The following is a 22,757-nucleotide window of genomic DNA, read 5'->3' on the forward strand; positions in this document are numbered from 1 at the left end:
CCAAGGTCCCGGGAGCATTCCTGGCTGTGGATGGGTTTGTGCACAACGCGCCGGCGGCGTTGCGTCGGCTTTCCGGTTTAGCCCAAGAATCCACTCACGCCATTTCCGGACGATGTGCTTCGGCGCGTCGGCTTGTGGCATTGTCGTTCGGCTGTTGAAGAAGCGAACGGTGCCGGGCGTCCGCTCCCGGTGTGGCGGATTTGTCATAGGGCCTTGGTGTTTCAGATGAATGACGAGAGACATTCAAGATGAATGACCGCGAATGCGATGGTGAAGATTGTGAGATTCGGGGCGCCCACGTTGGACGGACTCGACTTGCTGTTCCACGTGAAACACTAGAAAAGATGATTTTTTAGGGGTAGGGGTAGGATAGGGGAAGATAAAACGCTTTTTTTCTTTAGATGCCCGACTGCCCGATCACTAAGCGAGGAACCGTTGTTCCTGCATTATTTGTTTGGCTTGTAGGGACGCTGGAGCCATGAAGCGCCCGGGCTCGTCGCATTGTCAACGCGACAGGCGCTCAGGGGTCGATGTGCTTTTCTCTATGTTCCACGTGGAACAACTATTCAGTGGTGATCGACTAGCGGATTGCCACCCCAACTCCAACCGCAAGGTGCGGCATGTTTCACGTGAAACATCGAACGCAGGCATCTGCAATTGATGAGGAATATCTATCGGCTGGCAGTACGGCGCGGGTGGATCCGTGGTGAATGGCCCCTTGTACGGCGATGTTCCACGTGAAACATCGGTGTCCAGTATCGGTGAAATGGGGTGGCCGATACGTCTGGGTTATCGATATATTGACGGTGGCCAGGTCGGAATCGATGTGGAGGTCGATCCGGAAAACTCCTTCTATCGCTGGATCCACTACATGTTCCACGTGAAACATCGGCCGGCCACGACGCGAGGCGCAGAGGAGGGGAATCGCTGGCGGGGAAGGCCGATCTCTGCCTCATGCTGCGATGCCAGCGATGAACAGTATTGGACTCTCCGTTGTCCTCCGCAGCACCCCATGTTTCACGTGAAACATTGCCTCGTTTCACTACGGGCACAAGATGTTCCCATGGAGCCTCACCCTCAACAGCGGCAGATGCCGACATATTCAAACGCCGATCGACGGTTTCTCGTTGTCAATCTGCACACGAGCAGCAGTGTTACTGCCTCCATTGCTGCAGCGAACCATGTTTCACGTGAAACATGCACCCCCTGCCTCTATAATGAGCACCGAACGCTCTCTTATCTCCCCATCATGGATTATCCCCGCGAATTCGATGTCATCGTCGTCGGTGGCGGCCACGCCGGTACCGAAGCGGCGCTGGCTGCGGCACGCACCGGTGCCCAGACGCTGCTGCTGACTCACAACATCGAGACCCTAGGCCAAATGTCCTGCAATCCCTCCATCGGCGGGATTGGCAAGGGTCATCTCGTCAAAGAAGTCGACGCCCTCGGCGGCGCCATGGCGCTGGCGACGGACGAGGCGGGGATTCAATTCCGTATCCTGAATGGCTCCAAGGGGCCGGCCGTGCGCGCTACCCGCGCGCAGGCGGACCGGGTGCTGTACCGCAAGGCCATCCGGGGCCGCCTGGAAAACCAGCCCAATCTCTGGTTGTTCCAGCAAGCCGTGGAAGACCTGATGGTGGAGGGCGACCGCGTGGTCGGCGCCGTTACCCAGGTCGGCCTGAAGTTCCGGGCGAAGACGGTGGTCCTGACCGCCGGCACGTTCCTGAATGGCCTGATCCACGTGGGACTGCAGAACTATTCGGGCGGCCGCGCTGGTGACCCCCCGGCAATTTCCCTGGGACAACGCCTCAAGGAACTGCAACTGCCGCAAGGCCGCTTGAAGACCGGCACGCCGCCGCGCATCGACGGTCGCAGCATCAACTACAGCATCCTGGAAGAGCAGCCGGGCGACCTGGATCCGATCCCTGTGTTCTCTTACATGGGTAACGTGGCCATGCACCCGCGGCAACTGCCGTGCTGGATCACTCATACCAATGCCCGGACCCACGACATCATCCGCGGCGGCCTGGACCGCTCGCCGATGTATAGCGGCGTCATCGAAGGCGTCGGCCCGCGCTACTGCCCGTCGATCGAAGACAAGATCCACCGCTTCGCCGACAAGGAATCGCACCAGGTTTTCCTGGAACCCGAAGGGCTGGACACGCACGAGGTCTATCCGAACGGCGTCTCCACCAGCCTGCCGTTCGATGTGCAGTTGGACCTGATCCATTCCTTGCCCGGCCTAGAGAACGCGCATATCCTGCGCCCCGGCTACGCCATCGAATACGACTACTTCGATCCACGTGGATTGAAGAGCACGCTGGAAACCAAGGCAATTGCTGGCCTGTATTTCGCGGGCCAGATCAATGGCACCACCGGCTACGAAGAAGCCGCCGCCCAAGGCCTGCTGGCTGGCGTCAACGCCGCCCTGTCCGCACTGGATCGCGAGCAGTGGACGCCGCGCCGCGACGAGGCCTATCTCGGCGTGCTGGTAGACGATCTGGTCACGCGCGGCGTGACCGAGCCCTATCGCATGTTCACCTCGCGTGCGGAATATCGCTTGAGCCTGCGCGAAGACAACGCCGACCTGCGCCTGACCGAAATCGGGCGCCAGCTCGGCATCGTCGACGATGTCCGCTGGGACGCATTCAACCGCAAGCGCGACGCCGTCGCCGCCGAAGTCGAACGCCTGAAGTCGTCGTGGGTCAATCCCCGCGTGCTGCCGCAGGAAGTGGCGGAACCGCTGCTGGGCAAGGCAATTGAACGTGAGTACTCACTAGCAGACCTGCTGAAAAGGCCCAACGTTTCCTATGAAGCGCTGATGACCGCCCGGAATGTCGACGGCACGCTGCTGGCCGGCCCGGGGGTGGTCGAGGACGAAGTCCTGGCCGAGCAGGTCGAGATCCAGGTGAAGTACGCCGGCTACATCGCCCGCCAGCAGGACGAAGTACAGAAGCAGATCGCGCACGAACAACAGCCCATTCCGGCCGACGTCGACTACGACGCCGTGACCAGCCTGTCGTTCGAAGTGCGCCAGAAACTCAAGACGCATCGCCCCGAGACCATCGGCCAGGCCGGCCGTATTTCGGGCGTGACGCCGGCGGCGATCTCGCTGCTGCTGATTCACCTGAAGCGCCTGCACTACGGCTCGCGCAAGCAAGCCGCATGAGCGCCCACCTCCACCCGGCCGGCGCGGACATGGCCGGCCGCCTCGCGCATGCCTTCGAGCAGCTCGGACTGCAGGCGGACGCCGCGGCGTCCGCCAAGCTGCTCGACTACCTGGCGCAGATGCAGCGCTGGAACCGGACCTACAACCTGACCGCCATTCGCGATCCGCAGCAGATGCTGGTGCAGCACCTGTTCGACAGCCTCGCTGCCGTGGGACCGTTCAGCGACATCCTGGGCGCGCCCGGCACGCCGGCCAAGGTCTACGATGTCGGCTCGGGCGGCGGGCTGCCGGGTGTCGTCCTGGCGGTAATGCGGCCCGAATGGTCGGTGACCTGCATCGACGCCGTTGAAAAGAAAACCGCATTCGTCCGGCAGATGAGCGGCGCGCTGGCGCTGCCGAACCTGCAGGCGCGCCACGCGCGCATCGAAACGCTGGAACCCGCCGGCTGCAACATTGTGACGTCGCGCGCCTTCGCATCCTTGGAGGATTTTGCGATGCTCGCGGGCAGACATGTGGGCAACGGTGGTACCCTCGTCGCCATGAAGGGCAAGGTCCCGGATGATGAGATCCAGGCGCTGCACGCGCGTGGGGAATGGCAAGTCGACCATATTCAGCCGCTCCGGGTGCCGGAGCTGCAAGCAGAACGCTGCCTGATCTGGATGCGCCGCAGTCAAGGAACCCTATGAAGAACTTACCCCCCAGCTCGACCGCCCGCGTTTTCTGCATCGCCAACCAGAAGGGCGGTGTCGGCAAGACGACCACCGCCATCAACCTGGCGGCCGGGCTGGCCACGCACAAGCAACGTGTGCTGCTGGTGGATCTGGACCCGCAGGGCAACGCCACCATGGGCAGCGGCATCGACAAGAATTCGCTCGAGTCGAATCTGTACCAGGTGTTGATCGGCGAAGCCACCATCGAGCAGGCGCGCGTGCGCTCGGAATCGGGCGGCTACGACGTGCTGCCCGCCAACCGCGAGCTGTCCGGCGCCGAGATCGACCTGGTGCAGATGGATGAACGCGAGCGCCAGCTCAAGGCCGCCATCGACACCGTCGCCAGCCAGTACGACTTCGTCCTGATCGACTGCCCGCCGACTCTGTCGCTGCTGACGCTGAACGGCCTGGCCGCGGCGCATGGCGTCATCATCCCGATGCAATGCGAGTACTTCGCGCTCGAAGGCCTGTCGGATCTGGTCAACACCATCAAGCGCGTGCATCGCAACATCAACGACGACCTGCGGGTCATCGGCCTGCTGCGCGTGATGTTCGATCCGCGCATGACGCTGCAACAACAGGTGTCGGCGCAGCTCGAATCGCACTTCGGCGACAAGGTCTTCAAGACCGTGGTGCCGCGCAACGTGCGCCTGGCCGAAGCGCCCAGCTACGGCATGCCCGGGGTGGTGTACGACCGTGCCTCGCGTGGCGCGCAAGCGTACATCTCTTTTGGCGCCGAGATGATCGAGCGCGTCCGCGAACTCAACAAATAAGCTGTCCGCATCATGTCCGCCGTCATCCGCCTGTCCCCGGACGCCACCCACACGCCGCCTGCCGACGTGCGGGACGGGCTGCGCGTGCGGCTGGAAGAGGCCGCGCTCAACGCCACGGCAGTGCGCGCTCAGGTGCTCTACGATGGCTGGCTGGTGCGCTTTGCGCCGTCGTCCGCCAAACGGGTACGCAGCATCAATGTGCTGGGGTTATCCACACGTCCGCTCGATGAGCGGCTGGCGTATTGTTCAACGTTGTACGCGCGTCATGGCCTGCCCATGGTGGTGCGCCTGACCTCCATCGGCCCCGATTTCGCCCTGGATGCCGAACTGGCGTCGCGGGGCTTCCTCCTTACCGAAGAGACCCGAGTCATGAGCATGCCGCTCGCCCCCAGGCTGGCCGCCCGGGGCGATCTGCTTTTCAGGACAGTGGACGCCACCCGTTTCGCGGCGGCGGTCGGACGCATGCGCGATTCCCGGCCAGAGCACATCGCCGAGCATCAGGCGCGCCTGGAAGGACTGGCTGTGGATATCTTGCCGGTGCTGGCGTTCGACGCCGCCGGCGCATGCGTGGCGGGGGGCATGGCCGTGCGGGATGGCGACCTCGCGGGACTGTTCGATATCGTGACGGACCCCGCGCAGCGGCGCAAGGGACATGCCGCGATGTTGGTTGAGCATCTGCTGGCCGCATGCGTCGAAGACGGCGCCACCACGGCCTATCTGCAGGTGGAGCCGCAAAACACCGCCGCGCGCGCTTTGTATGGCCGCTACGGTTTCAAAGACTGTTACGCGTATTGGTACCGCCTGCCCGCCGAGCAGGCGGCCGCCTGAGCCCGGCTCGGGATACCAAGAACAGAAGGAAAGAGGATTTAACTATGGCCACCAAGAAACCCAAGGGATTGGGTCGCGGACTTGACGCTTTGCTGGGCGCCGACGCGCCTGCCATCGACAATATCGGCAAGGCCCCGGCCAAGCCCGAGGGTCTGCCGTCCACCTTGCCTGTTTCGAAGATGCGGGCCGGCAAGTACCAGCCGCGAACCCGCATGGACGAGGGCGCGTTGGGCGAGCTGGCCGAGTCGATTCGCACACAAGGCATCATGCAACCCATTCTTGTGCGCGCGCTGAGCGATGCGCCCGGCCACTACGAGATCATCGCGGGCGAACGCCGGTTCCGCGCCGCGCAACTGGCCGGCCTCAAGGAAGTGCCGGTGCTGGTGCGCGAAGTCGCCGACGAGAACGCGGCCGTCATGGCGCTGATCGAGAACATCCAGCGCGAAGACCTCAATCCGCTCGAAGAGGCGCATGGCGTGCGCCGCCTGCTGGACGAATTCGGCCTGACCCACGAGCAGGCCGCCCAGGCCATCGGCCGCTCGCGTTCGGCCACCAGCAACCTGCTGCGCCTGTTGAACCTGGCTTCCGCGGTGCAGACCATGCTGCTGGCCGGCGATGTCGACATGGGCCATGCGCGCGCGCTGCTGGCGGTCGACGCGGCCACGCAGATTCAACTGGCCAACCAGATCATCGCGCGTCGCCTGTCGGTGCGCGAAGCCGAAAAGCTGGTCGCAAAGACCGCCAAGGAAGCCGAGAGCGCCGCCTCGCCCAAGAAAAAGGCCAACGGCGTGTCGCGCGACCTGACGCGCCTGGAAGAAGCGCTGTCCGACCATCTGGGCACGCGCGTGGCGCTCAAGGTCGGCGCCAAGGAAAAAGGCCAGATCGTCATCGACTTCCATGGCTGGGAGCACCTGAATTCGCTGCTGGAACGGCAAGGCCTCTCGGGAGTCGTCGATGCCTGAGCAGGCATTGCCCGTCGTCGCGGTCCTGGCCACCGGCGGCACCATCGCCGGCGCGCAGGCTGATGCCACCTCCGCCGGCTACAAGGCGGGATCCTTCTCGGTGGGCGACCTGCTGGCCGCCGTGCCGCAACTGTCCACGCTGGCCGATATCCGCGCCGAACAGGTCGCCAATGTCGGCAGCCAGAACATGACGCACGACGTCTGGCGCGCGCTGGCGCTCCGTGTCGATGCGCTGTGCGCCGATCCGTCGGTGGCCGGCATCGTCATTACGCACGGCACCGATACGCTTGAAGAGACTGCCTACTTCCTCAGCCTGGTGATCCGGCACGACAAGCCGGTGGTGCTGGTGGGCGCGATGCGTCCGGCGACCGCCCTGGGCGCCGAAGGCCCGGCAAACCTGTACAACGCCGTCGCGTTGGCGCGCCATCCCGATGCCCGCGGTCGCGGTCCGCTGGTCGTCATGAACGAGGACGTGCACTACGCCCGCGAACTGCAGAAGATCGCCAGCGCCGGGATCAACGCCTTCGCCTCGCCCAACCGCGGCCGCGCCGGCGTCATGCACGGCGGCACGCCGTGCTTCTATTCGCGCAACACCACCACGCACAGCACGCAAAGCGAGTTTTCACTCGCATTGTTGGAAAAGGCAGGCTGGCCGCGCGTGGACATCGTTTATGCGCACGCCGACCTGCAGGGCGACGTCATCGATTTCGTCGCGCGCCAGGCCGACGGCATCGTGCTGGCGGGCGTGGGCGACGGCAACGCCACCGATCTGGCTATCGAAGCCCTGACCCGCGCCGCCGCCAACGGCGTCGCGGTGGCGCGATCCAGTCGCACCGGCAGCGGTTTCGTCGCGCGCGACGTCGAACTGGATGACGCGGCGCTGGGGTTCGTCGCCGCCGGCGACTTGAATCCGCAGAAGGCCCGCGTGCTGCTGATGCTGGCGTTATGCGTCACGCGTGAGCCCGCGGCGTTGCAGCGCTGCTTCGATCGCTACTGAGCGACGCCCGCGGCCGCGCACAGCGGGCCATTGCGTTGACCGCCGCTGTCAGGGATTGGGCGGCGCGTCGGCGCCATGCGCCAATCCCAGGCTGGTGCGCAGCATGTCGTAGACTTGCCGCGTCAGCGGATTGATCAGGTCGCGCCTTATCCACAGGAAGTACGTCACGTCCGGCAACGGCGGCAGGCCTTCCTTTTCGCCCAGCACCCGCATCTCCGGCGCCAGCAGTTCGACGCTGCGCGCCGTCACGCCCAGGCCGGCCCGCAACGCGGCTTTGATGCCGACCAGGTTGGGCGCCACGTAGTTGGTGTGCCAACGCACCTGCGCCTGCTCCAGCGCGGTCAATGCCAGGCGGCGAAAGATGCTGGGCTCGTCGGCCAGCACCAGCGGCACCGGCGCGTTGACGTCATGCACATAGTCGGCCGAGGCCAGCCATACCGTGGGCGAGGTGCGCAGCGCCACGCCCTCGAATTCCTGGTCGAAGCGGGTCGAGATGGTCAGGTCCAGTTCGCCGGCGCGCAACGCGTCCATCAGGAACGGGCTCCGATCGGTGCGGATCTCCAGTTTCACGCGCGGAGCCGACCGCGCGATATGGGTCAGCAAGGTCGGCAGAATGGTGTCGGCCACGTCCAGCGGCGCGCCCAGCCGCAGGTCGCCTTCCAGCGGCGCATCCTGCAGCGCGCGCAGCGCTTCATCGTTGATGGCCAGCATGTGGCGCGCGTATTCGACCAGGCGCCGTCCATGTGTGGACAGCGCCTTGTTGCGCCCCTGTTTCTCGAACAGCGGCAAACCGATGGCCGCTTCCAGCCGCTGCATCTGCTGCGTCACCGCCGATTGGGTCTTGTGCAGCCGGTTGGCCGCTTCGGAAAACGTTTCGTAACGCGCGATCGCGGTCAGCGTGCGTAGCAGGTCCAGATCGAGATTGCGCATGGGGGCGGTGGGTCTAAAGTATTAGCAGTGCTTATGGAATATTAAGGCAATTTAAATTGTTGGCGCCCCGGCGCGGCGATACAGTGACCGTAATAACTCATGAAAAACGAGGGAAAGTCACTGTGAGCACCACGCACCCCCAGCAGCAGGGCATCGATAGCGCCATCGGAAATATTAAAAATACTTTAGGAAATAAGGGCCTGAACCGCGACAGCCTGAAGGCCGTGCTGGACGAGCTGATCGGCCTGGCCAGCCACACCGACTGGTGGGCCCAGGACCGCTATCCGGCGCCGGAAGAGGGCGAGCGCCAGGCGCGCTACCTGATCGGCGAAGACGCCGACAAGAGCTACGCGCTCTACCTGAACGTGATGCGCCCCGGCAAGCAGATCGTGCCGCACAACCACACCACCTGGGCCTGTATCGCCGCCGTGGAAGGCGTGGAATACAACTACGTCTACGACCGCACCGACGACGGCTCGGTGCCGGGCGTGGGCCGCCTGGAAAAGACCGGCACCGTGGTGGTGGGACCGGGCAGCGGCATCGCGCTGATGCCCGATGACATCCACGCCGTGGAGATCCAGGGCGACAGCGTCATCCGCCACCTGCATATGTACGGCCGCGCGCTGGAGACGCTGACCGAGCGCCTGGCCTTCGACCTTGCCGCCGGCACCTGCAAGGTCATGCCGATCGGCGTGCAGACGCGTCGCTGAACATCATGAACAAGCCCCTGCGGCCCGCGACGCGCCTGCTGCGCGCCGGGCGTCCCCATGCCGGCTGGGTCAATACCCCGGTCACGCGCGCCAGCACCTATGTGTTCGACAGCGTCGCGGCCTGGCGTGACACCCGCGCGCGCCGCGAACAGGAACGCCTGCCGTCATACGGCGCGCGCGGCACCGACAGCACGCACGCGCTGGAAGACGCGCTGGTCGAGCTGGAGCAGGGCCATCGCGCCCAGCTCTATCCGACGGGCCAGGCCGCGATCGCCGTCGTGCTGCTGGCCTATCTGCGCGCCGGCGACCATGTGCTGGTGACCGACGCGGTCTATGAGCCGGTGCGCCGCTTCTGCGCCGAGCACCTGGCGCGGCTGGGCATCGAATTCACCTTCTATCGGCCGGACGGCGCCGGCCTGGCGCAATTGCTGCGTCCCAACACGCGCATGATCTATGCCGAGTCGCCCGGCTCGCTGACCTACGAGATGCCGGACCTGCGGCAACTGGCCGAGTTGGCGCGGCGCCACGATTGCTGGCTGGCTGTGGATAACACCTGGGCCTCGGGATTGCTGTGCCAGCCGCTGGCGCTGGGCGCGGATATCTCGATCCTCGCCGCCACCAAATACCTGGGCGGCCATGCCGACGTGATGATGGGGGCGGTGGTGACCAATGCCCGCGCCTGGCGCGCGTTGGAACGCGCCAGCATCGACTTCGGCCAGACCGTCGGCGCCGACGACGCCTTCCTGGTGCTGCGCGGCATGCGCTCGCTGCCGCTGCGCATGGCGCAACACGCCCGCAGCGCCCTGCGCTTGGCCCAGTGGCTGCAGGGCAGGGCGGAAGTGGCGCGCGTGCTGTGCCCGGCCTTGCCCGACGATCCCGCGCATGCGGTCTGGCGGCGCGAATGCTCGGGCGCCAACGGCCTGCTGACGCTTGAGTTCGCCGCCGGCATCACCGACGCCGACATGGAACGCGCCATCGACGCGCTGCGCCTGTTCGGCATCGGCGCTTCCTGGGGCGGCTTCGAAAGCCTGGTGATTCCCGTCAATCTGGCCAAAGCGCGTTCCCTGCCCGTCGCCGCGCACGGCGCCATGCTGCGCCTGCATATCGGCCTGGAGGATCCGGACGACCTGATCGCCGACCTCGAACAGGCGTTCGGCCAATTGCGGCCCGGCCTGCAGACCCAGAACGCCCCTTCCTCCGATTCCCTGCGGATTTAACGATGCATTCCCATTCCCACCTGACACTGGCCGATATCGACTCGCACACGCTCAAGGGCTGGCTGCATGACGGCGGCGAGATTGCGCTGCTGGACGTGCGCGAGCATGGCCAGTACGGCGAGTCCCATCTGTTCTATGCGGCGCCCGTGCCGTTCAGCCGGCTCGAGGCCGACATCGCGCGCCTGGCGCCGCGTCGCGACGTGCGCCTGGTGGTTTATGACGAAGGTGGCGACGACGACGTCGCCGCGCGTTCGGCGACAGCGTTGCGCGCCCTGGGCTACACGCGGGTCTATCGCCTCGCCGGCGGCATCGCGCAATGGCAGCGCGACGGCTATGCCGCCTTCGCCGGGGTCAACGTGCCGAGCAAGACCTTTGGCGAACTGGCCGAAGAGGTTTTCCACACCCCGCGCATCAGCGCCGCCGACCTGGCCGAGCGCCAGCGCCGCGGCGACGACCTGATCGTGCTGGACGGCCGGCCCTACAGCGAATACCAGAAGATGAGCATTCCCGGCGGCATCTGCTGCCCCAACGGCGAGCTGGCCCTGCGCGCCCACACGCTGGCGCGCGACCCGAGCACCACCATCGTGGTCAATTGCGCCGGCCGCACGCGCAGCATCATCGGCGCACAGACGCTTATCAATCTGGGCGTGCCCAACCCGGTCTATGCACTGGAGAACGGCACGCAGGGCTGGTATCTCGCCGATTTCAAGTTGGAGCATGGCGCCAGCCGCCGCTACGACGACACGGTGGCCGCCGCGGACCTGCCCGACCTGGCGCAGCGCTCGGCCGGCCTGGCCCGCCGTCACGGCGTGCCGGAAGTGAACGCCGCGCAGGTGCGCGCCTGGCTGAACGACGCCAGCCGCAGCACCTTCCTGTGCGACGTGCGCAGCGCCGAGGAATTCGCGCGCGGCTCGCTGCCGGGCGCCCAGCACACGCCCGGCGGCCAGTTGATCCAGGCCACCGACCAGTACCTGGCGGTGCGCGGCGCGCGCATCGTGGTGTTCGATGGCGAAGGCGTGCGCGCGCCGGTGGTGGCCAGTTGGCTGCGCCAGATGGGCTGGGACGCGAGCGTGTTGCGGGAAGGCGTGGCCGCCGACCTGCAAGCGCCTCTCGCCCCGGCGGCGGAGCCCGCGTTGACGCTGCTCGACGACGCGGCCCTGGCCGCCGCACAGGCGCAAGGCGCCCAATTGCTCGACATCCGTCCCAGCATGCGCTATCGCGCGCAGCACATCGACGGGGCGCGCTGGTCGGTGCGGCCGCGTTTCACCGACCTGGCGCTGGATCCCTCGCGTCCGCTGGTGCTGCTGGCCGAAGAACGCGCGGTGGCCGCCTGGGCCGCGGCGGACCTGCGCGCGCTCGGCGTGCGCGACGTCAAGGCCAACCTGGGCACGCCCGCGGGCTGGTCGGCTGCCGGCCTGGCGCTGGTGTCCACGCCGGCCGAGCCGGCCGACGCCGATTGCATCGACTACCTGTTCTTCGTGCACGACCGCCACGACGGCAACAAGGCCGCCGCGCGCCAGTACCTCGCCTGGGAGACCAACCTGGTCAAGCAGATCGACGCGCGCGAACGCGCCGCCTACCGCTTCCCGGCCGGGTGACCGCCGTGACTGCATGATCCTCGCGGCCGCCGTGGCGGCCGCGCCCAACGCTTCATCCGATCAGCACGCCCCGACGCTTTCGACGGCGGGGCGCGGACGGTTCATGGCGAACCGAAATGCAATGGACGGCCGAGCATCCGGCCGCCAACCACAAGGGGAAATACCGATGAACAAGCTCAATCTGCAGCATGCCTGCAAGACCGCCGCGGCCCTGGCCTGCCTGGCCTGGGGGATGAATGCCCACGCCCAGGCGCCGGCGCCATTGGCCGACTATCCCAAGCAGCCCATCACCGTGGTCTCGCCGTTCCCGCCGGGGGGCGGCAACGATGGCGTCGCGCGTCTCCTCGCGCAGGAACTGGGCGCCATCACCGGCCAGAGCGTGGTGGTGGAAAACCGCTCGGGCGCGGGCGGCAACGTTGGCACTTCGCAGGTCTCGCGCGCCAAGCCCGACGGCTATACGCTGGTGATGTCGCAGACCAGCGTGATGGCGGTCAACCCGCGCCTGTACAAGAACGTGGGCTTCGATCCGCTCAAGGATTTCGTGCCGATCTCGCAGATCACCTCGGCGCCGCTGGTGCTGGTGGCGCGCAGCGAAAGCGCCTACAAGTCGCTGGGCGACTACCTGGACGCCGCGCGCAAGCAACCTGGCGTCATCACCTACGCCACGCCCGGCAACGGCACCATGAGCCACCTGATGGGGGCGCTGCTGTCGCAGAAGGCCAACGTCAAGCTGGTGCACGTGCCGTACCGTGGCGCCGCGCCCGCGATCACCGACCTGATGGGCGGCACGGTCGACATGCTGATCACCTCGCCGGCCTCGGCCGAGCCGATGGTGGCGGCCGGCAAGCTGCGCATCCTGGCGCTGAGCCATGAGAACGGCATCGGCATCTTCAAGGGCGCGCCTACGCTTGGCCAATCCGGCATGGACGGCATCACGGCCGACGACTGGTACGGCCTGTTCGCGCCGGCCGGCACGCCGCCCGAACGCGTCGCCTACCTGGCGCAGGCGGTGGCGCAGGCCATGAAGTCGCCCAATGTGATCGCCAAGATCCAGGCCGGCGGCAGCCAGCCCGTCGGCAGCGCGCCCGATGCGTTCGGCAAGCGCCTGCAGCAGGACACCGCGTACTGGGCCGACATGGTGAAGGTTGCGGGCGTGTCGGTGGATTGAGGCGGCGCTACACCACCAGCATCTTGCCGACCGCGCTCTTCAGGGCCGCGAAGGCCGGCTGCTTCTGTGCGTTGGTGTTGGTGACGAGGTGATCGATGCGGTTCACCTCGCAGTACGACACCCGGCTGCACAGGCCGATCTTGCTGAAGTCGGCCAGCAGGATGCGCTGTTTGGCGTTGGCCGCCATGGCGCGCGCCACCTCGGCTTCGCGCAGGTCGTAGCTGGTGGCGCCGCATTCGGCATCCACGCCCACCGGCGACAGCAACGCCACGTCGGCGCGGTAGCGGTGGATCTCGGCGATGGTGATGTCGCCGGCGGTGGCGCACACCGGCCCGCCCACCGATCCGCCCAGCATGATGAGTTCATTGGCGCCGTTGCCGGCGGCGCCGACCTTGAGCGCCACGTCGAACGAATTGGTGATGAGGGTCAGGCCGCTCAGCTTGGCCAGCTCGTCCGCCAGCATGCTGGTGGTGCTGCCGGCGTCCAGGAACAGCGTCTGGCCGCTCGTCACCAGGCCGGCGGCGGCGCGCGCGATGGCGCGCTTGTACTTGACGCGGGTGTGCACGCGCTCGGTGATGGGCGGCTCGCTGTGCACCGGCACCGCGCCGCCATGCACGCGGCGCAATTCGCCCATCGCCTCCAGCTCCAGCAGATCGCGCCGGACGGTCTCCCGCGATACCCCCAGTTCGCCGACGATACGGTCGGTCGATACCTGCTGCAGGGAAGACAGCAGGGCGCGGATTCTCTGATACCGCTCTTCTTGCCACATATCGGATGCTTCCTAATCTATTTGCGGCGTCGCGCCGGCAGCGCGATCAACGCGCGCATCGCCAGCAGCGAACCGCCCACGACCAGCATGATAAGCGTCGAATAGGCCGCGGCCTGCGAGACGAACCCGGCTTCGTCCAGCCGCAGTACGGAAACCGGCGCGACGCTGACCGACGGCGTGACCAGGAAGATCACCGCCGACAGCGTCACCATGGAGCGCATGAAGAGGAAAAAGAACACGCCCAGCACCGTTGGGGCGATCTGCGGCAGCACCGCGTCGCGTAGCACCTGCACAGTGCCGCCGCCCAGGCAGCTCACCGCCTCCTCCAGCGCCTGCGGCACGGCGCGCATGCCGGTCATCATCGTCAGGAAGCCCTGCGTGTGATAGTGGTAGAAGTTGCATAGCGCGATCAGCGCGGCGCTGCCATACAGCGCGTAGAGCGGATTGGCGGGCGAATTGAAGGCGAAGATGTACGACAGCCCCAGCACCAGCCCCGGCACGCCCACGGGCAGCACCGACACCAGGTACACCAGCTTGGCCCAGGCGCGCGGGATGCGGCACACGCCGAAGGTCAGGAAGAACAGCAGCAGCACCCCGCCGGCCGCGGCCGCCAGCGACAGGTACAGCGAGGTCCACAACGGCGCATAACCGCCGCTGACGGTGATGTCGTAGTGCTTCAAGGTCCACTCCATGCGGTAGGGCCACAGCCGCATGAAGCTGGCGAACACCACCGTGCCCACCGTCACCACGATGGCGCTGGCGCACAGCAATACGCCGGCCGTGAACGCCAGGTCGCGGCCGCGCGCCGGTTGCGGCGTGACGCGCAACCCGCTGGGCGAGGCGGCGCCGAACTGGCGCTGCGACGCCACTCGTTCGATCTGCACCGAGATCAGCGACGGCAGCAGCAGCAGGATGCCGACCACCGAGCCCATGCCGAAATTCATCTGCCCCGACACCTGGCTGTAGATCTCGGTGGCCAGCACACGATAGTTGCCGCCGATCACCGCGGCGTTGCCGAAGTCGGTGATGGTGATGACGAACACGACGAACGCCGCGCTCAGCAGCCCGAATTTGCAGTTGGGCAGCGTGATGTCGAAGAACTGCCGCGCGCTCGACGCGCCCATCACCTCGGCCGCGTCGTAATAGCGCGCATCGGTGTTGCGCAGCGCCGCCTGCAGGATCAGCACGGCCTGGGGCAGGGCGTAGAACACGTTCGAGATCAGCAGGCCCCAGAACCCGTAGATATCGAATTCCCAGCCCGTCCAGCGATGCACCAGGCCGTTGCGTCCAAGGATGAAGATCAGCCCCAGCCCCTGTACCAGCGACGGCGCCAGCAGCGGCAGCACCAGCGCCAGCTTCACCAGCGCCTTGCCGCGCATGCGGCTGCGGTCCAGCCCGAAAGCGATGGCAAAGCCCAGCAGCAGGCTGACGGCGGTGGTGGCCGCGCTCATCGTCAGGCTGTTGGCTGTGGCGGTCAGGATGCCGCGGGTGGCGAACACCTCGGCGTAATTGCCCAGGCCGATAGCGCCGTCCTTTTCCACCAGGCTGCGCCAGCCCACCGTGGCCAATGGATACAGGAAGAACAATGCCAGCCCGGCCATCGGGATGCCAACGCAGGTCCAGAGCAACACCCGGTCCAGCGACACGGACGCGCGGCCGGCGCGGGACGACGCGGCGGCGCCGATACGAACCGTATTCATGCTCGGACTCCCGCGCGTGCCGGCGTGGCGGACGCTTTCATACGCGAACCCAGGCGCATTGCTCCGGCGCCATGTCCAGCCGCACGGCCGCGCCCTGCGACAAGCCCGCCGCGCCCTGCTGTTCGACCAGCAACTCGCGGCCTCGCCAGTCCACCCGCACGCGCGTCAGGTTGCCCATGAAGGTCATTTCGCGCACCCGGCCCGGCCCGCGCTCGTCGGCGGCGATGCGCAGGCTTTCCGGCCGCAGGCAGGCCTCGAAACGCTCGCTGGCGCCATCGGGCCGGGTCGCCAGCAACGCCGGCATGGCCTCGCGCACCCAGTCGGTCGGCAGCAGGTTGCTCAGGCCGACGAAGTTGGCGACGAAGCGTGTGCTCGGCCGCAGATACAGATCGGAGGGCGTTCCCACCTGCTCGACGCGGCCCTCATTCATGCACACGATCTTGTCGGCCAGCGTCAGCGCTTCCTCCTGGTCGTGCGTCACCATGATGGTCGGTATCCGCAGGCGGCGCTGCACGTCGTGGATCTCGGCGCGCATGTCGGTGCGCACGCGCGCATCCAGCGCCGACAGGGGTTCGTCCAGCAGGATCAGCGCGGGGTCCACCGCCAGCGCGCGCGCCAACGCCACGCGCTGTTGCTGGCCGCCGGACAACTGATGGGGATAACGCTGTGCATAATCCGGCAGCTTGATCAGCGCCAGCAATTCGCGCACCCGTGCGTCGATGCGCTCGCGCGTCTCGCCGCGGATGCGCAACCCGTAGCCGACGTTCTCGGCCACCGTCATGTTGGGAAAAAGTGAATATGACTGGAACACGATGCCAAAGCCGCGCTTGCGCGCCGGCAGCGCCGACAGGTCGCGTCCGCCCAGCGTGATGGTGCCGCTGTCGAACGGCAGCAACCCGGCGACGATACGCAGCAGGGTCGTCTTGCCGCAGCCGCTGGGCCCCAGCAGGCAGACGAATTCATGTTCGCCCACCGACAGGTCGATGCCTTCCAGCGCCACCGCGCCGTCGAAGGTCTTGCGGATCCCGCGCAATTCCAGGTACATGGCCGCTCCAGGCGGTGGCGTGGCGGCCGGCGGCGCCGGCCGCGCGCGCCGTCAGCGTTTGATGGTGTCCTGCCAGGTCTTGATGGTGGCGTCGCGTTCCGCCGCCGATTTCTGGAAGTCCACCGGATACAGCACGGCGGTCAGGTCCTTGGGCAAGCCCGCGGCTTCGGCCGCCTTGTTGGGGGCGGCGCCGGGAATCGTCACCAGTTCCTTGTACTTGCTGTACAGCCCGCCGGCCTGCGCCGACAGCGTCCAGTCGAGGAAGCGCTTGGCGTCCGCGGGATTCTTCGCCGTCTTCATCAGGCCCGAGGCCTCGAGTTCATAGCCCACCCATTTCGACGGGATCACCATCTTCACCGGAAAGCCTTCCTCGATCGATTGCATCGCCGGGAACGCGAACGACACGCCGATCGCATACTCGCCGGCGCGCGCCATCTTGCAGGGGCGCGATCCCGACGGCGTGTACTGCGCCACGTTCTTGTCCAGGTCCTTGAGCAGCGCCCAGCCTTTCTCGGCGCCCAGGCCCTGCAGCAGCGCCACGATCTGCAGATAACCGGTGCCGGATGCGGCCGGACTGGGGATGACGATCTCGCCCTTGTAGACCGGCTTGGTCAGGTCTTCCCACGAGGTCGGCATCGGCAGGTTCCTGGACTTGAGCCGGTCGGTGTTGACACAGAACGCGGCCACGTAGCCGGTGGCGGCGAACCATTTGTTGTCGGCGGCCTTGTATTGCGCGGGCAGCGCGTCGATGCCCTTGGCCGCATACGGTTCCAGCAGCTTCTGCAGGCGCGGATCCAGCATGTTGCTGACGGCAAATCCCCAGATCACGTCCTGCTGCGGATTGCCGGCCTCGGCGATCAGGCGCGCACCCAGGTCGCCGGTGGACAGCCGCAGCACGTTCACCTTCACGTCCGGCAGCGCGGCATTGGCCGCCTTCAGGTAGGCGGCGATCTCGTCTTCCTCCAGCGCGGTGTAGACGGTGATGGCGCCAGCGTGGACGGCCTGGGTCAAACCTAGGGAAATTACTGCAACCACGAGACCAAGCTTCTTCTTACATTGCATGATGGGACTCCGGAAAGGAATACACGGCAACGGCGATAAGCTGCTTTTCTGCGAACGGCGACCTGCGGGGCGGGGCGGTAGGGTTGCGCGAGGAAACGTTGCGTTTCCCGGGTTGCGTTTTTAGGTATATTTGCAAATTTGTGGCAACGTGTCTAGACTGGAAAAACCCGAATCGCATGGGTCTTTCCGCGCCGCGTTACGCCTCGGAGCTCGTCATGCAAACTTCGCCGCTGCCCACCGCGCAGCAATTGGCCGCGTTTTCCTCGTTCGCCCAGACGCTGGCGGACCAGGTCCGGCCCTTGTCGCGCCAGTGGTTCCGCCACCCCCTGATGGTCGAAACCAAAGCGGATGAAAGTCCCGTCACCCGTGCCGACCGCGAGGTCGAGCAGGCGCTGCGCGAAGCCATCGCCCGCCAGTATCCGGATCACGGCATCTTCGGCGAGGAATACGGCGCCAGCCATGCCGAGGCCGAGTGGGTGTGGTCGCTCGACCCCATCGACGGCACCCGCGCGTTCATTTCCGGCAATCCCCTGTGGGGCACGCTGCTGGGCCTGCTGCACCGCGGCCGCCCGGTGCTGGGCCTGATCGACATTCCCATGATGGCCGAACGCTGGCTGGGCGTTGCCGGTTCGCCCGCGCGCCTGAATGGCGAACCCTGCCGCGCGCGCCCCTGCACCGAACTGGGCCAGGCGATTCTCTACGCCACCTCGCCCGACATCTTCGAAGGCGCCGACCTGGACGCGTTCGAGGCGCTGGCGCGCTCGGTGCGCATGCGCCGCTATGGCGGCGATTGCTACAGCTATGGCCTGCTGGCCAGCGGCCATGTCGACCTGGTGGTCGAGGCCGGCCTGCAGCCGTATGACTACCTGGCGCTGATGCCCGTGATCGAAGGCGCGGGCGGCGTCATTACCGATTGGTCGGGGCAGCCGTTAGGCCTCGCGTCGCAGGGCCGCGTGATCGCGGCCGCCACGCCGCAACTGCATCGCGAGGCGATGCGGATGCTGGGGGCGGCCGTGACCTGAAACACCGCGCCCCGCGACCCCGCACGTCAACGCAACGCTTCAGCCACGACAAGGTGAACGAGCCATGCATGCACTAGGGGTAGCAACGGTGGAAGACGCGGAGCGGCTGGTCCAGGCCAGCACGCTTTCGCATATCAAGATCGGCCTGTCCGACGTCGATGGCGTCATGCTGGGCAAGTACGTCAGGCGCGACAAATTCCTGGCCGCGCTGCGCGGCGGGCTGGCGTTCTGCGACGTGGTGTTCGGCTGGGACCTGGACGACCAGCTCTACGACAACACCAAGTACACCGGCTGGCACACGGCCTATCCCGATGCCAAGCTGCGCATCGTGCCCAGCACCTGCCGCCGGTTGCCGCTGGAGCAGGGGCCCGGCGGCGAGGACATGCTGCTGTTCCTGGCCGAGTTCGAAGGCCCCGCCGCCGACATCTGCCCGCGCCGCCTGCTGCACCGCACGCTGGACCGCGCCGCCGGCATGGGCTTCGAAGTCTACGCCGCGCTCGAATACGAGTTCTTCATGTTCCGCGAGACGCCGCACTCGGTGCGCGCCAAGCACTACCGCGACATGGAGAACTGGACCCCCGGCAACTTCGGCTACTCGGTGCTGCGCAGCACGGTGCAGGGCGACTTCTATCGCAAGCTGCTCGACATGTGCGAGCGCATGGACATGCCGATCGAAGGCCTGCATACCGAGACCGGCCCAGGCGTGCTGGAGGCGGCCATCGCGGTCGACCAGGCCGCCGCCGCCGGCGACAAGGCCTTCCTCTTCAAGACCTTCACCAAGGCGCTGGCGCAGCAGAACGGCCTGATGGCCACCTTCATGGCGAAGTGGTCGCACGATCATCCCGGTCAGAGCGGTCACATCCACCTGTCGCTGCGCGACCGCACCAGCGGCCGCTCGGCGTTCCACGACGAGTCGCGCCCGCACGGCATGAGTGTGACGCAGGAAGCCTTCATGGCCGGCGTGCAACGCTACCTGCCCGAATTCATGGCGCTATACGCGCAGACCATCAACAGCTATTCGCGCCTGGTGCCGGGTTACTGGGCGCCGCTGGACGCGACCTGGGGCATGGAGAACCGCACCACCGCGCTGCGTCTCATTCCGGGCAGCGACAAGTCGCAGCGTGTCGAAGTGCGCATCGGCTCGGCCGACGCCAATCCGTATCTGGCGCTGTCGGCCGCGCTGGCGTCGGGCCTGCGCGGCATCGAACAGGGCCTGCAACCCGAACCGATGGTGCAGGGCAACGCCTACACGCAGCAGTTTCCCGAGCACCTGCGCCTGCCCACGACGTTGTGGGAAGCGGCGCAGCGCCTGCGCCAGTCCGAAGCCGCGCGCGAGCTGTTCGGCGATGCCTTCGTCGAGCATTACGCCGCCACGCGCGAATGGGAAGAACGCCAGTTCCGCCGTCACGTCACCGATTGGGAACTGGCTCGTTATTTCGAGATCATCTGAACGCCGCCGCTTCATCTTTTCACCACGCATGCACAGGGTCGCCATGACGCAGGAACTCATCACCATCAGTCCCATCGACGGCCGCGAAGTCGTGCGCCGTCCCTACGCCAGCGAGGCGCAGGTCGCGCAGGCGCTGGCCGACGCGCAGGCCGCGCAGGGCGCCTGGCACGCGCTCGGCATCGAGCAGCGCGGCCGCATCCTGTCCGATGCGGTGACGCGCTTCGTCGCCGGCAAGGCCGAGATCGCGCGCGCCATCACGATCCAGATGGGCCGTCCGCTGCGCTACACGCCGGGTGAGGTCGATGGCTTCGAGGCCCGCGCGCGCCACATGATCGGCATCGCCGCCGAAGCGCTGGCGCCGATCCAGGTGCCCGAGATCGCCGGCTTCACGCGCTTCATCAGCCGCGAGCCGATCGGCGTGGCGTTGACGATCGCGCCGTGGAACTATCCGCTGCTGACGGCCGTGAACAGCATCGTGCCGGCGCTGATGGCCGGCAACACCGTCATCCTCAAGCACTCCGACCAGACCCCGCTGTGCGCCGAACTCATCGGCCGCGCCTTCAGCGAAGCGGGCGTGCCGCATGGCGTGTTCCAGTACCTGCACGCGAACCACGACATCGCGCAACGCCTGATCCGCGCGCCCGAGATCGGCTATGTCTCCTTCACCGGTTCGGTGCGCGGCGGCCAGAGCGTGGAGCAGGCCGCCGCCGGCCGCTTCATCGGCGTGGGCCTGGAGCTGGGCGGCAACGACCCCGCGTATGTGCGCGCAGACGCCAACCTGGCGCACGCGGTCGAGACGCTGGTGGACGGCGCCTTCTTCAATTCCGGCCAATCGTGCTGCGGCATCCAGCGCATCTACGTGGCGCGCGACCGCTACCAGGATTTCATCGATCGCGCCGCGGCGCTGACCCAGGAGTACGTGCTGGGCGATCCCTTGCAGCCGGACACCACGCTCGGTCCGGTGGTGCGCACGCGCGCCGCCGACGAGGTGCGCGAGGTGATCGCCGAAGCCGAAGCGCGCGGCGCCCGCAATCTGGTCGATGCCGCGCGTTTCGACGCCGCGCGCGCCGGCACGCCTTATGTGGCGCCGACGCTGCTGACGCAGGTGGATCACCGCATGCGCGTCATGAACGATGAATGCTTCGGCCCCGTGGTCGGCGTGATGCCGGTCGACAGCGACGAAGAGGCCGTCGCCTTGATGAACGACAGCCCCTATGGCCTGACCGCCGCCATCTTCACGCAGGATGAAGAGGCCGCATTGCATCTCGGCCGCCAGTTGCGCACGGGCACCGTCTTCATGAACCGCTGCGACTACCTCGATCCCGCGCTGGCGTGGACCGGCGTCAAACACACCGGCCGCGGCGTTTCATTGTCGCGCGTCGGCTACGAACAGCTCACCCAAGCCAAATCCTTCCATCTGCGCCGCAACGCCTGAGCGCGCGACCAGGAGCCGACATGACCGTCCCCAGCGTCAACTGGAACTATCCCACCGCCATCAAGGCCGGCCCCGGCCGCATCAAGGAGTTGCCCGACTGGTGCCGCGAACTCGGCATGGCGCGCCCCTTGTTGGTCACCGATCCCGGCCTGGCCGCGCTGCCCATGATCGCCGACGCGGTGCGCGGCTGCCGCCAGGCCGGACTCGAATGTGGCCTGTTCCACGAAGTGAAGGGCAACCCCACCGGCAGGAACGTGGACGATGGCGTGGCGCGCTATCGCGAAGGCCGCCACGACGGCGTGATCGCGTTCGGCGGCGGCTCGGCGCTGGACGCGGCCAAGGCCATCGCGCTGATGGCCGGACAGAAACGCCCGCTGTGGGATTTCGAAGACGTGGGCGACAACTACCTGCGCGTGAACGTGGCCGGCATGGCGCCAGTCGTCGCGGTGCCGACCACCGCGGGCACGGGCTCGGAAGTGGGGCGCGCCTCGGTCATCACCGACGAGGCGGCGCAGGTCAAGCGCATCATCTTCCACGCGCGCATGCTGCCCGCGATCGTCATCCTCGATCCCGAGCTCACCGTCGGCCTGCCGCCGCGCATCACCGCCGCGACCGGCATGGACGCGCTGTCGCACAACCTCGAAGCCTACTGTTCGCCGTTCTTCCATCCGATGGCCGCCGGCATCGCGCTGGAAGGCATGCGAATGATCAAGGAATACCTGCCGCAGGCCGTGGCCGATGGCGCCGACCTGCAGGCGCGCCAGCAGATGCTGGTGGCCTCCAGCATGGGCGCCACCGCATTCCAGCGCGGGCTCGGCGCGATGCACGCGCTGGCGCATCCGCTGGGGGCGTTGTACGACGCCCACCACGGCATGCTCAACGCCATCCTCATGCCCTACGTGCTCAAGGCCAACCAGCACGCGGTCGCGCCGCGGCTGCAGGCGCTGGCGCGCTATCTGGCGCTGCCGGACGACAGTCCCGGCGCCGTGCTCGACTGGGTCCTGGCGTTGCGCGAGACCGTCGGCATCCCGCACACCCTGGCCGACATCGGCATCGACGACGCGCAAGCCGAGCGGGTAGGGCGCATGGCCAGCGAGGATCCGTCCGGCGGCACCAACCCCGTCGTCTATACGTCAGACCAGTACGCCGAACTTTTTCGTGCAGCCGTTCGCGGAATCTTGTAAGCTTCGCCCCCTCTGCGCGGAAACGCGG

General features: G+C 66.8%; 19 protein-coding genes. 14 read left to right on the forward strand and 5 right to left on the reverse strand.

What is annotated here, in order from left to right; translation table 11 throughout:
• Positions 1-1,249 precede the first annotated feature (1,249 nt).
• Genes mnmG through SB816_RS01680 form a run of 6 tightly spaced genes read left to right on the forward strand, consistent with a single transcriptional unit; the run spans position 1,250 to position 7,439 of the window.
• Positions 1,250-3,169: a tRNA uridine-5-carboxymethylaminomethyl(34) synthesis enzyme MnmG gene (gene mnmG / locus SB816_RS01655; RefSeq protein WP_054504517.1), complete on the forward strand. Its 1,920-nt coding sequence runs from the start codon at positions 1,250-1,252 to the stop codon at positions 3,167-3,169.
• A complete protein-coding gene (rsmG, locus tag SB816_RS01660) occupies positions 3,166-3,855 on the forward strand; it encodes a 16S rRNA (guanine(527)-N(7))-methyltransferase RsmG (protein WP_054504516.1) in 690 nt (229 codons plus the stop codon). The genes mnmG and rsmG overlap by 4 nt, the downstream gene beginning before the upstream one ends.
• Positions 3,852-4,652: a ParA family protein gene (locus tag SB816_RS01665; protein ID WP_054504515.1), complete on the forward strand. Its 801-nt coding sequence runs from the start codon at positions 3,852-3,854 to the stop codon at positions 4,650-4,652. Before rsmG ends, SB816_RS01665 begins: the two co-directional genes overlap by 4 nt.
• Before the next feature lie 12 nt (positions 4,653-4,664).
• On the forward strand, positions 4,665-5,480 hold the full coding sequence (locus SB816_RS01670) for a GNAT family N-acetyltransferase (RefSeq protein ID WP_054504514.1): 816 nt from the start codon (positions 4,665-4,667) through the stop codon (positions 5,478-5,480).
• 44 nt (positions 5,481-5,524) lie between these two features.
• On the forward strand, positions 5,525-6,442 hold the full coding sequence (locus tag SB816_RS01675) for a ParB/RepB/Spo0J family partition protein (RefSeq protein WP_026382435.1): 918 nt from the start codon (positions 5,525-5,527) through the stop codon (positions 6,440-6,442).
• A complete protein-coding gene (locus SB816_RS01680) occupies positions 6,435-7,439 on the forward strand; it encodes an asparaginase (protein WP_175143565.1) in 1,005 nt (334 codons plus the stop codon). The genes SB816_RS01675 and SB816_RS01680 overlap by 8 nt, the downstream gene beginning before the upstream one ends.
• Positions 7,440-7,487: 48 nt before the next feature.
• On the opposite strand, the gene SB816_RS01685 is transcribed toward SB816_RS01680, so the two are convergent.
• Positions 7,488-8,369, reverse strand: a complete 882-nt coding sequence (locus SB816_RS01685; RefSeq protein WP_054504512.1) for a LysR substrate-binding domain-containing protein — start codon at positions 8,367-8,369, stop codon at positions 7,488-7,490.
• A gap of 122 nt (positions 8,370-8,491) precedes the next feature.
• Here SB816_RS01685 and SB816_RS01690 point away from each other — a divergent pair, with 122 nt between their 5' ends.
• The 4 genes from SB816_RS01690 to SB816_RS01705 all read left to right on the forward strand — a co-directional run bounded on the left by SB816_RS01690 (position 8,492) and on the right by SB816_RS01705 (position 13,062).
• Positions 8,492-9,079, forward strand: a complete 588-nt coding sequence (locus SB816_RS01690; protein ID WP_054504511.1) for a cysteine dioxygenase family protein — start codon at positions 8,492-8,494, stop codon at positions 9,077-9,079.
• Positions 9,080-9,084: 5 nt separating this feature from the next.
• Positions 9,085-10,296 carry a cystathionine beta-lyase gene (gene metC, locus SB816_RS01695; RefSeq protein ID WP_410546444.1) on the forward strand — a complete coding sequence of 404 codons (1,212 nt, stop codon included), beginning with the start codon at positions 9,085-9,087 and terminating at the stop codon, positions 10,294-10,296.
• 2 nt (positions 10,297-10,298) lie between these two features.
• The gene (locus SB816_RS01700; RefSeq protein WP_175167888.1) at positions 10,299-11,894 is read left to right on the forward strand and encodes a rhodanese-like domain-containing protein; all 1,596 of its coding nucleotides are present in this window, start codon (positions 10,299-10,301) and stop codon (positions 11,892-11,894) included.
• Positions 11,895-12,060: 166 nt separating this feature from the next.
• Positions 12,061-13,062, forward strand: a complete 1,002-nt coding sequence (locus SB816_RS01705; protein ID WP_054504508.1) for a Bug family tripartite tricarboxylate transporter substrate binding protein — start codon at positions 12,061-12,063, stop codon at positions 13,060-13,062.
• Positions 13,063-13,069: 7 nt separating this feature from the next.
• On the opposite strand, the gene SB816_RS01710 is transcribed toward SB816_RS01705, so the two are convergent.
• From SB816_RS01710 to SB816_RS01725, 4 genes are read right to left on the reverse strand one after another with little or no spacing between them, the layout of a single operon-like run.
• Positions 13,070-13,831 carry a DeoR/GlpR family DNA-binding transcription regulator gene (locus SB816_RS01710; protein WP_026382442.1) on the reverse strand — a complete coding sequence of 254 codons (762 nt, stop codon included), beginning with the start codon at positions 13,829-13,831 and terminating at the stop codon, positions 13,070-13,072.
• A gap of 17 nt (positions 13,832-13,848) precedes the next feature.
• Positions 13,849-15,531, reverse strand: coding sequence for an ABC transporter permease subunit (locus SB816_RS01715; RefSeq protein ID WP_410546445.1), 1,683 nt, complete (start codon positions 15,529-15,531; stop codon positions 13,849-13,851).
• Between the two features lie 37 nt (positions 15,532-15,568).
• Positions 15,569-16,576: an ABC transporter ATP-binding protein gene (locus tag SB816_RS01720; protein WP_410546446.1), complete on the reverse strand. Its 1,008-nt coding sequence runs from the start codon at positions 16,574-16,576 to the stop codon at positions 15,569-15,571.
• 51 nt (positions 16,577-16,627) lie between these two features.
• Positions 16,628-17,638 carry an ABC transporter substrate-binding protein gene (locus SB816_RS01725; RefSeq protein WP_144656210.1) on the reverse strand — a complete coding sequence of 337 codons (1,011 nt, stop codon included), beginning with the start codon at positions 17,636-17,638 and terminating at the stop codon, positions 16,628-16,630.
• Positions 17,639-17,853: 215 nt separating this feature from the next.
• On the opposite strand from SB816_RS01725, the gene hisN reads away from it, so the two are divergent.
• From hisN to SB816_RS01745, 4 genes are all read left to right on the forward strand, one after another.
• Positions 17,854-18,660 carry a histidinol-phosphatase gene (gene hisN / locus SB816_RS01730; RefSeq protein WP_116791300.1) on the forward strand — a complete coding sequence of 269 codons (807 nt, stop codon included), beginning with the start codon at positions 17,854-17,856 and terminating at the stop codon, positions 18,658-18,660.
• A gap of 64 nt (positions 18,661-18,724) precedes the next feature.
• Entirely contained in the window at positions 18,725-20,110 is a 1,386-nt protein-coding gene (locus SB816_RS01735; protein ID WP_054504504.1) for a glutamine synthetase family protein, read from the forward strand.
• Positions 20,111-20,153: 43 nt separating this feature from the next.
• Positions 20,154-21,545, forward strand: coding sequence for an aldehyde dehydrogenase family protein (locus tag SB816_RS01740; RefSeq protein ID WP_054504503.1), 1,392 nt, complete (start codon positions 20,154-20,156; stop codon positions 21,543-21,545).
• Between the two features lie 20 nt (positions 21,546-21,565).
• A complete protein-coding gene (locus SB816_RS01745; protein WP_064527423.1) occupies positions 21,566-22,729 on the forward strand; it encodes an iron-containing alcohol dehydrogenase in 1,164 nt (387 codons plus the stop codon).
• The last annotated feature ends 28 nt before the right edge of the window (positions 22,730-22,757 follow it).

The organism is Achromobacter sp. SIMBA_011, from assembly GCF_046535435.1.
Classification (GTDB): Bacteria; Pseudomonadota; Gammaproteobacteria; order Burkholderiales; family Burkholderiaceae_B; genus Achromobacter; species Achromobacter dolens.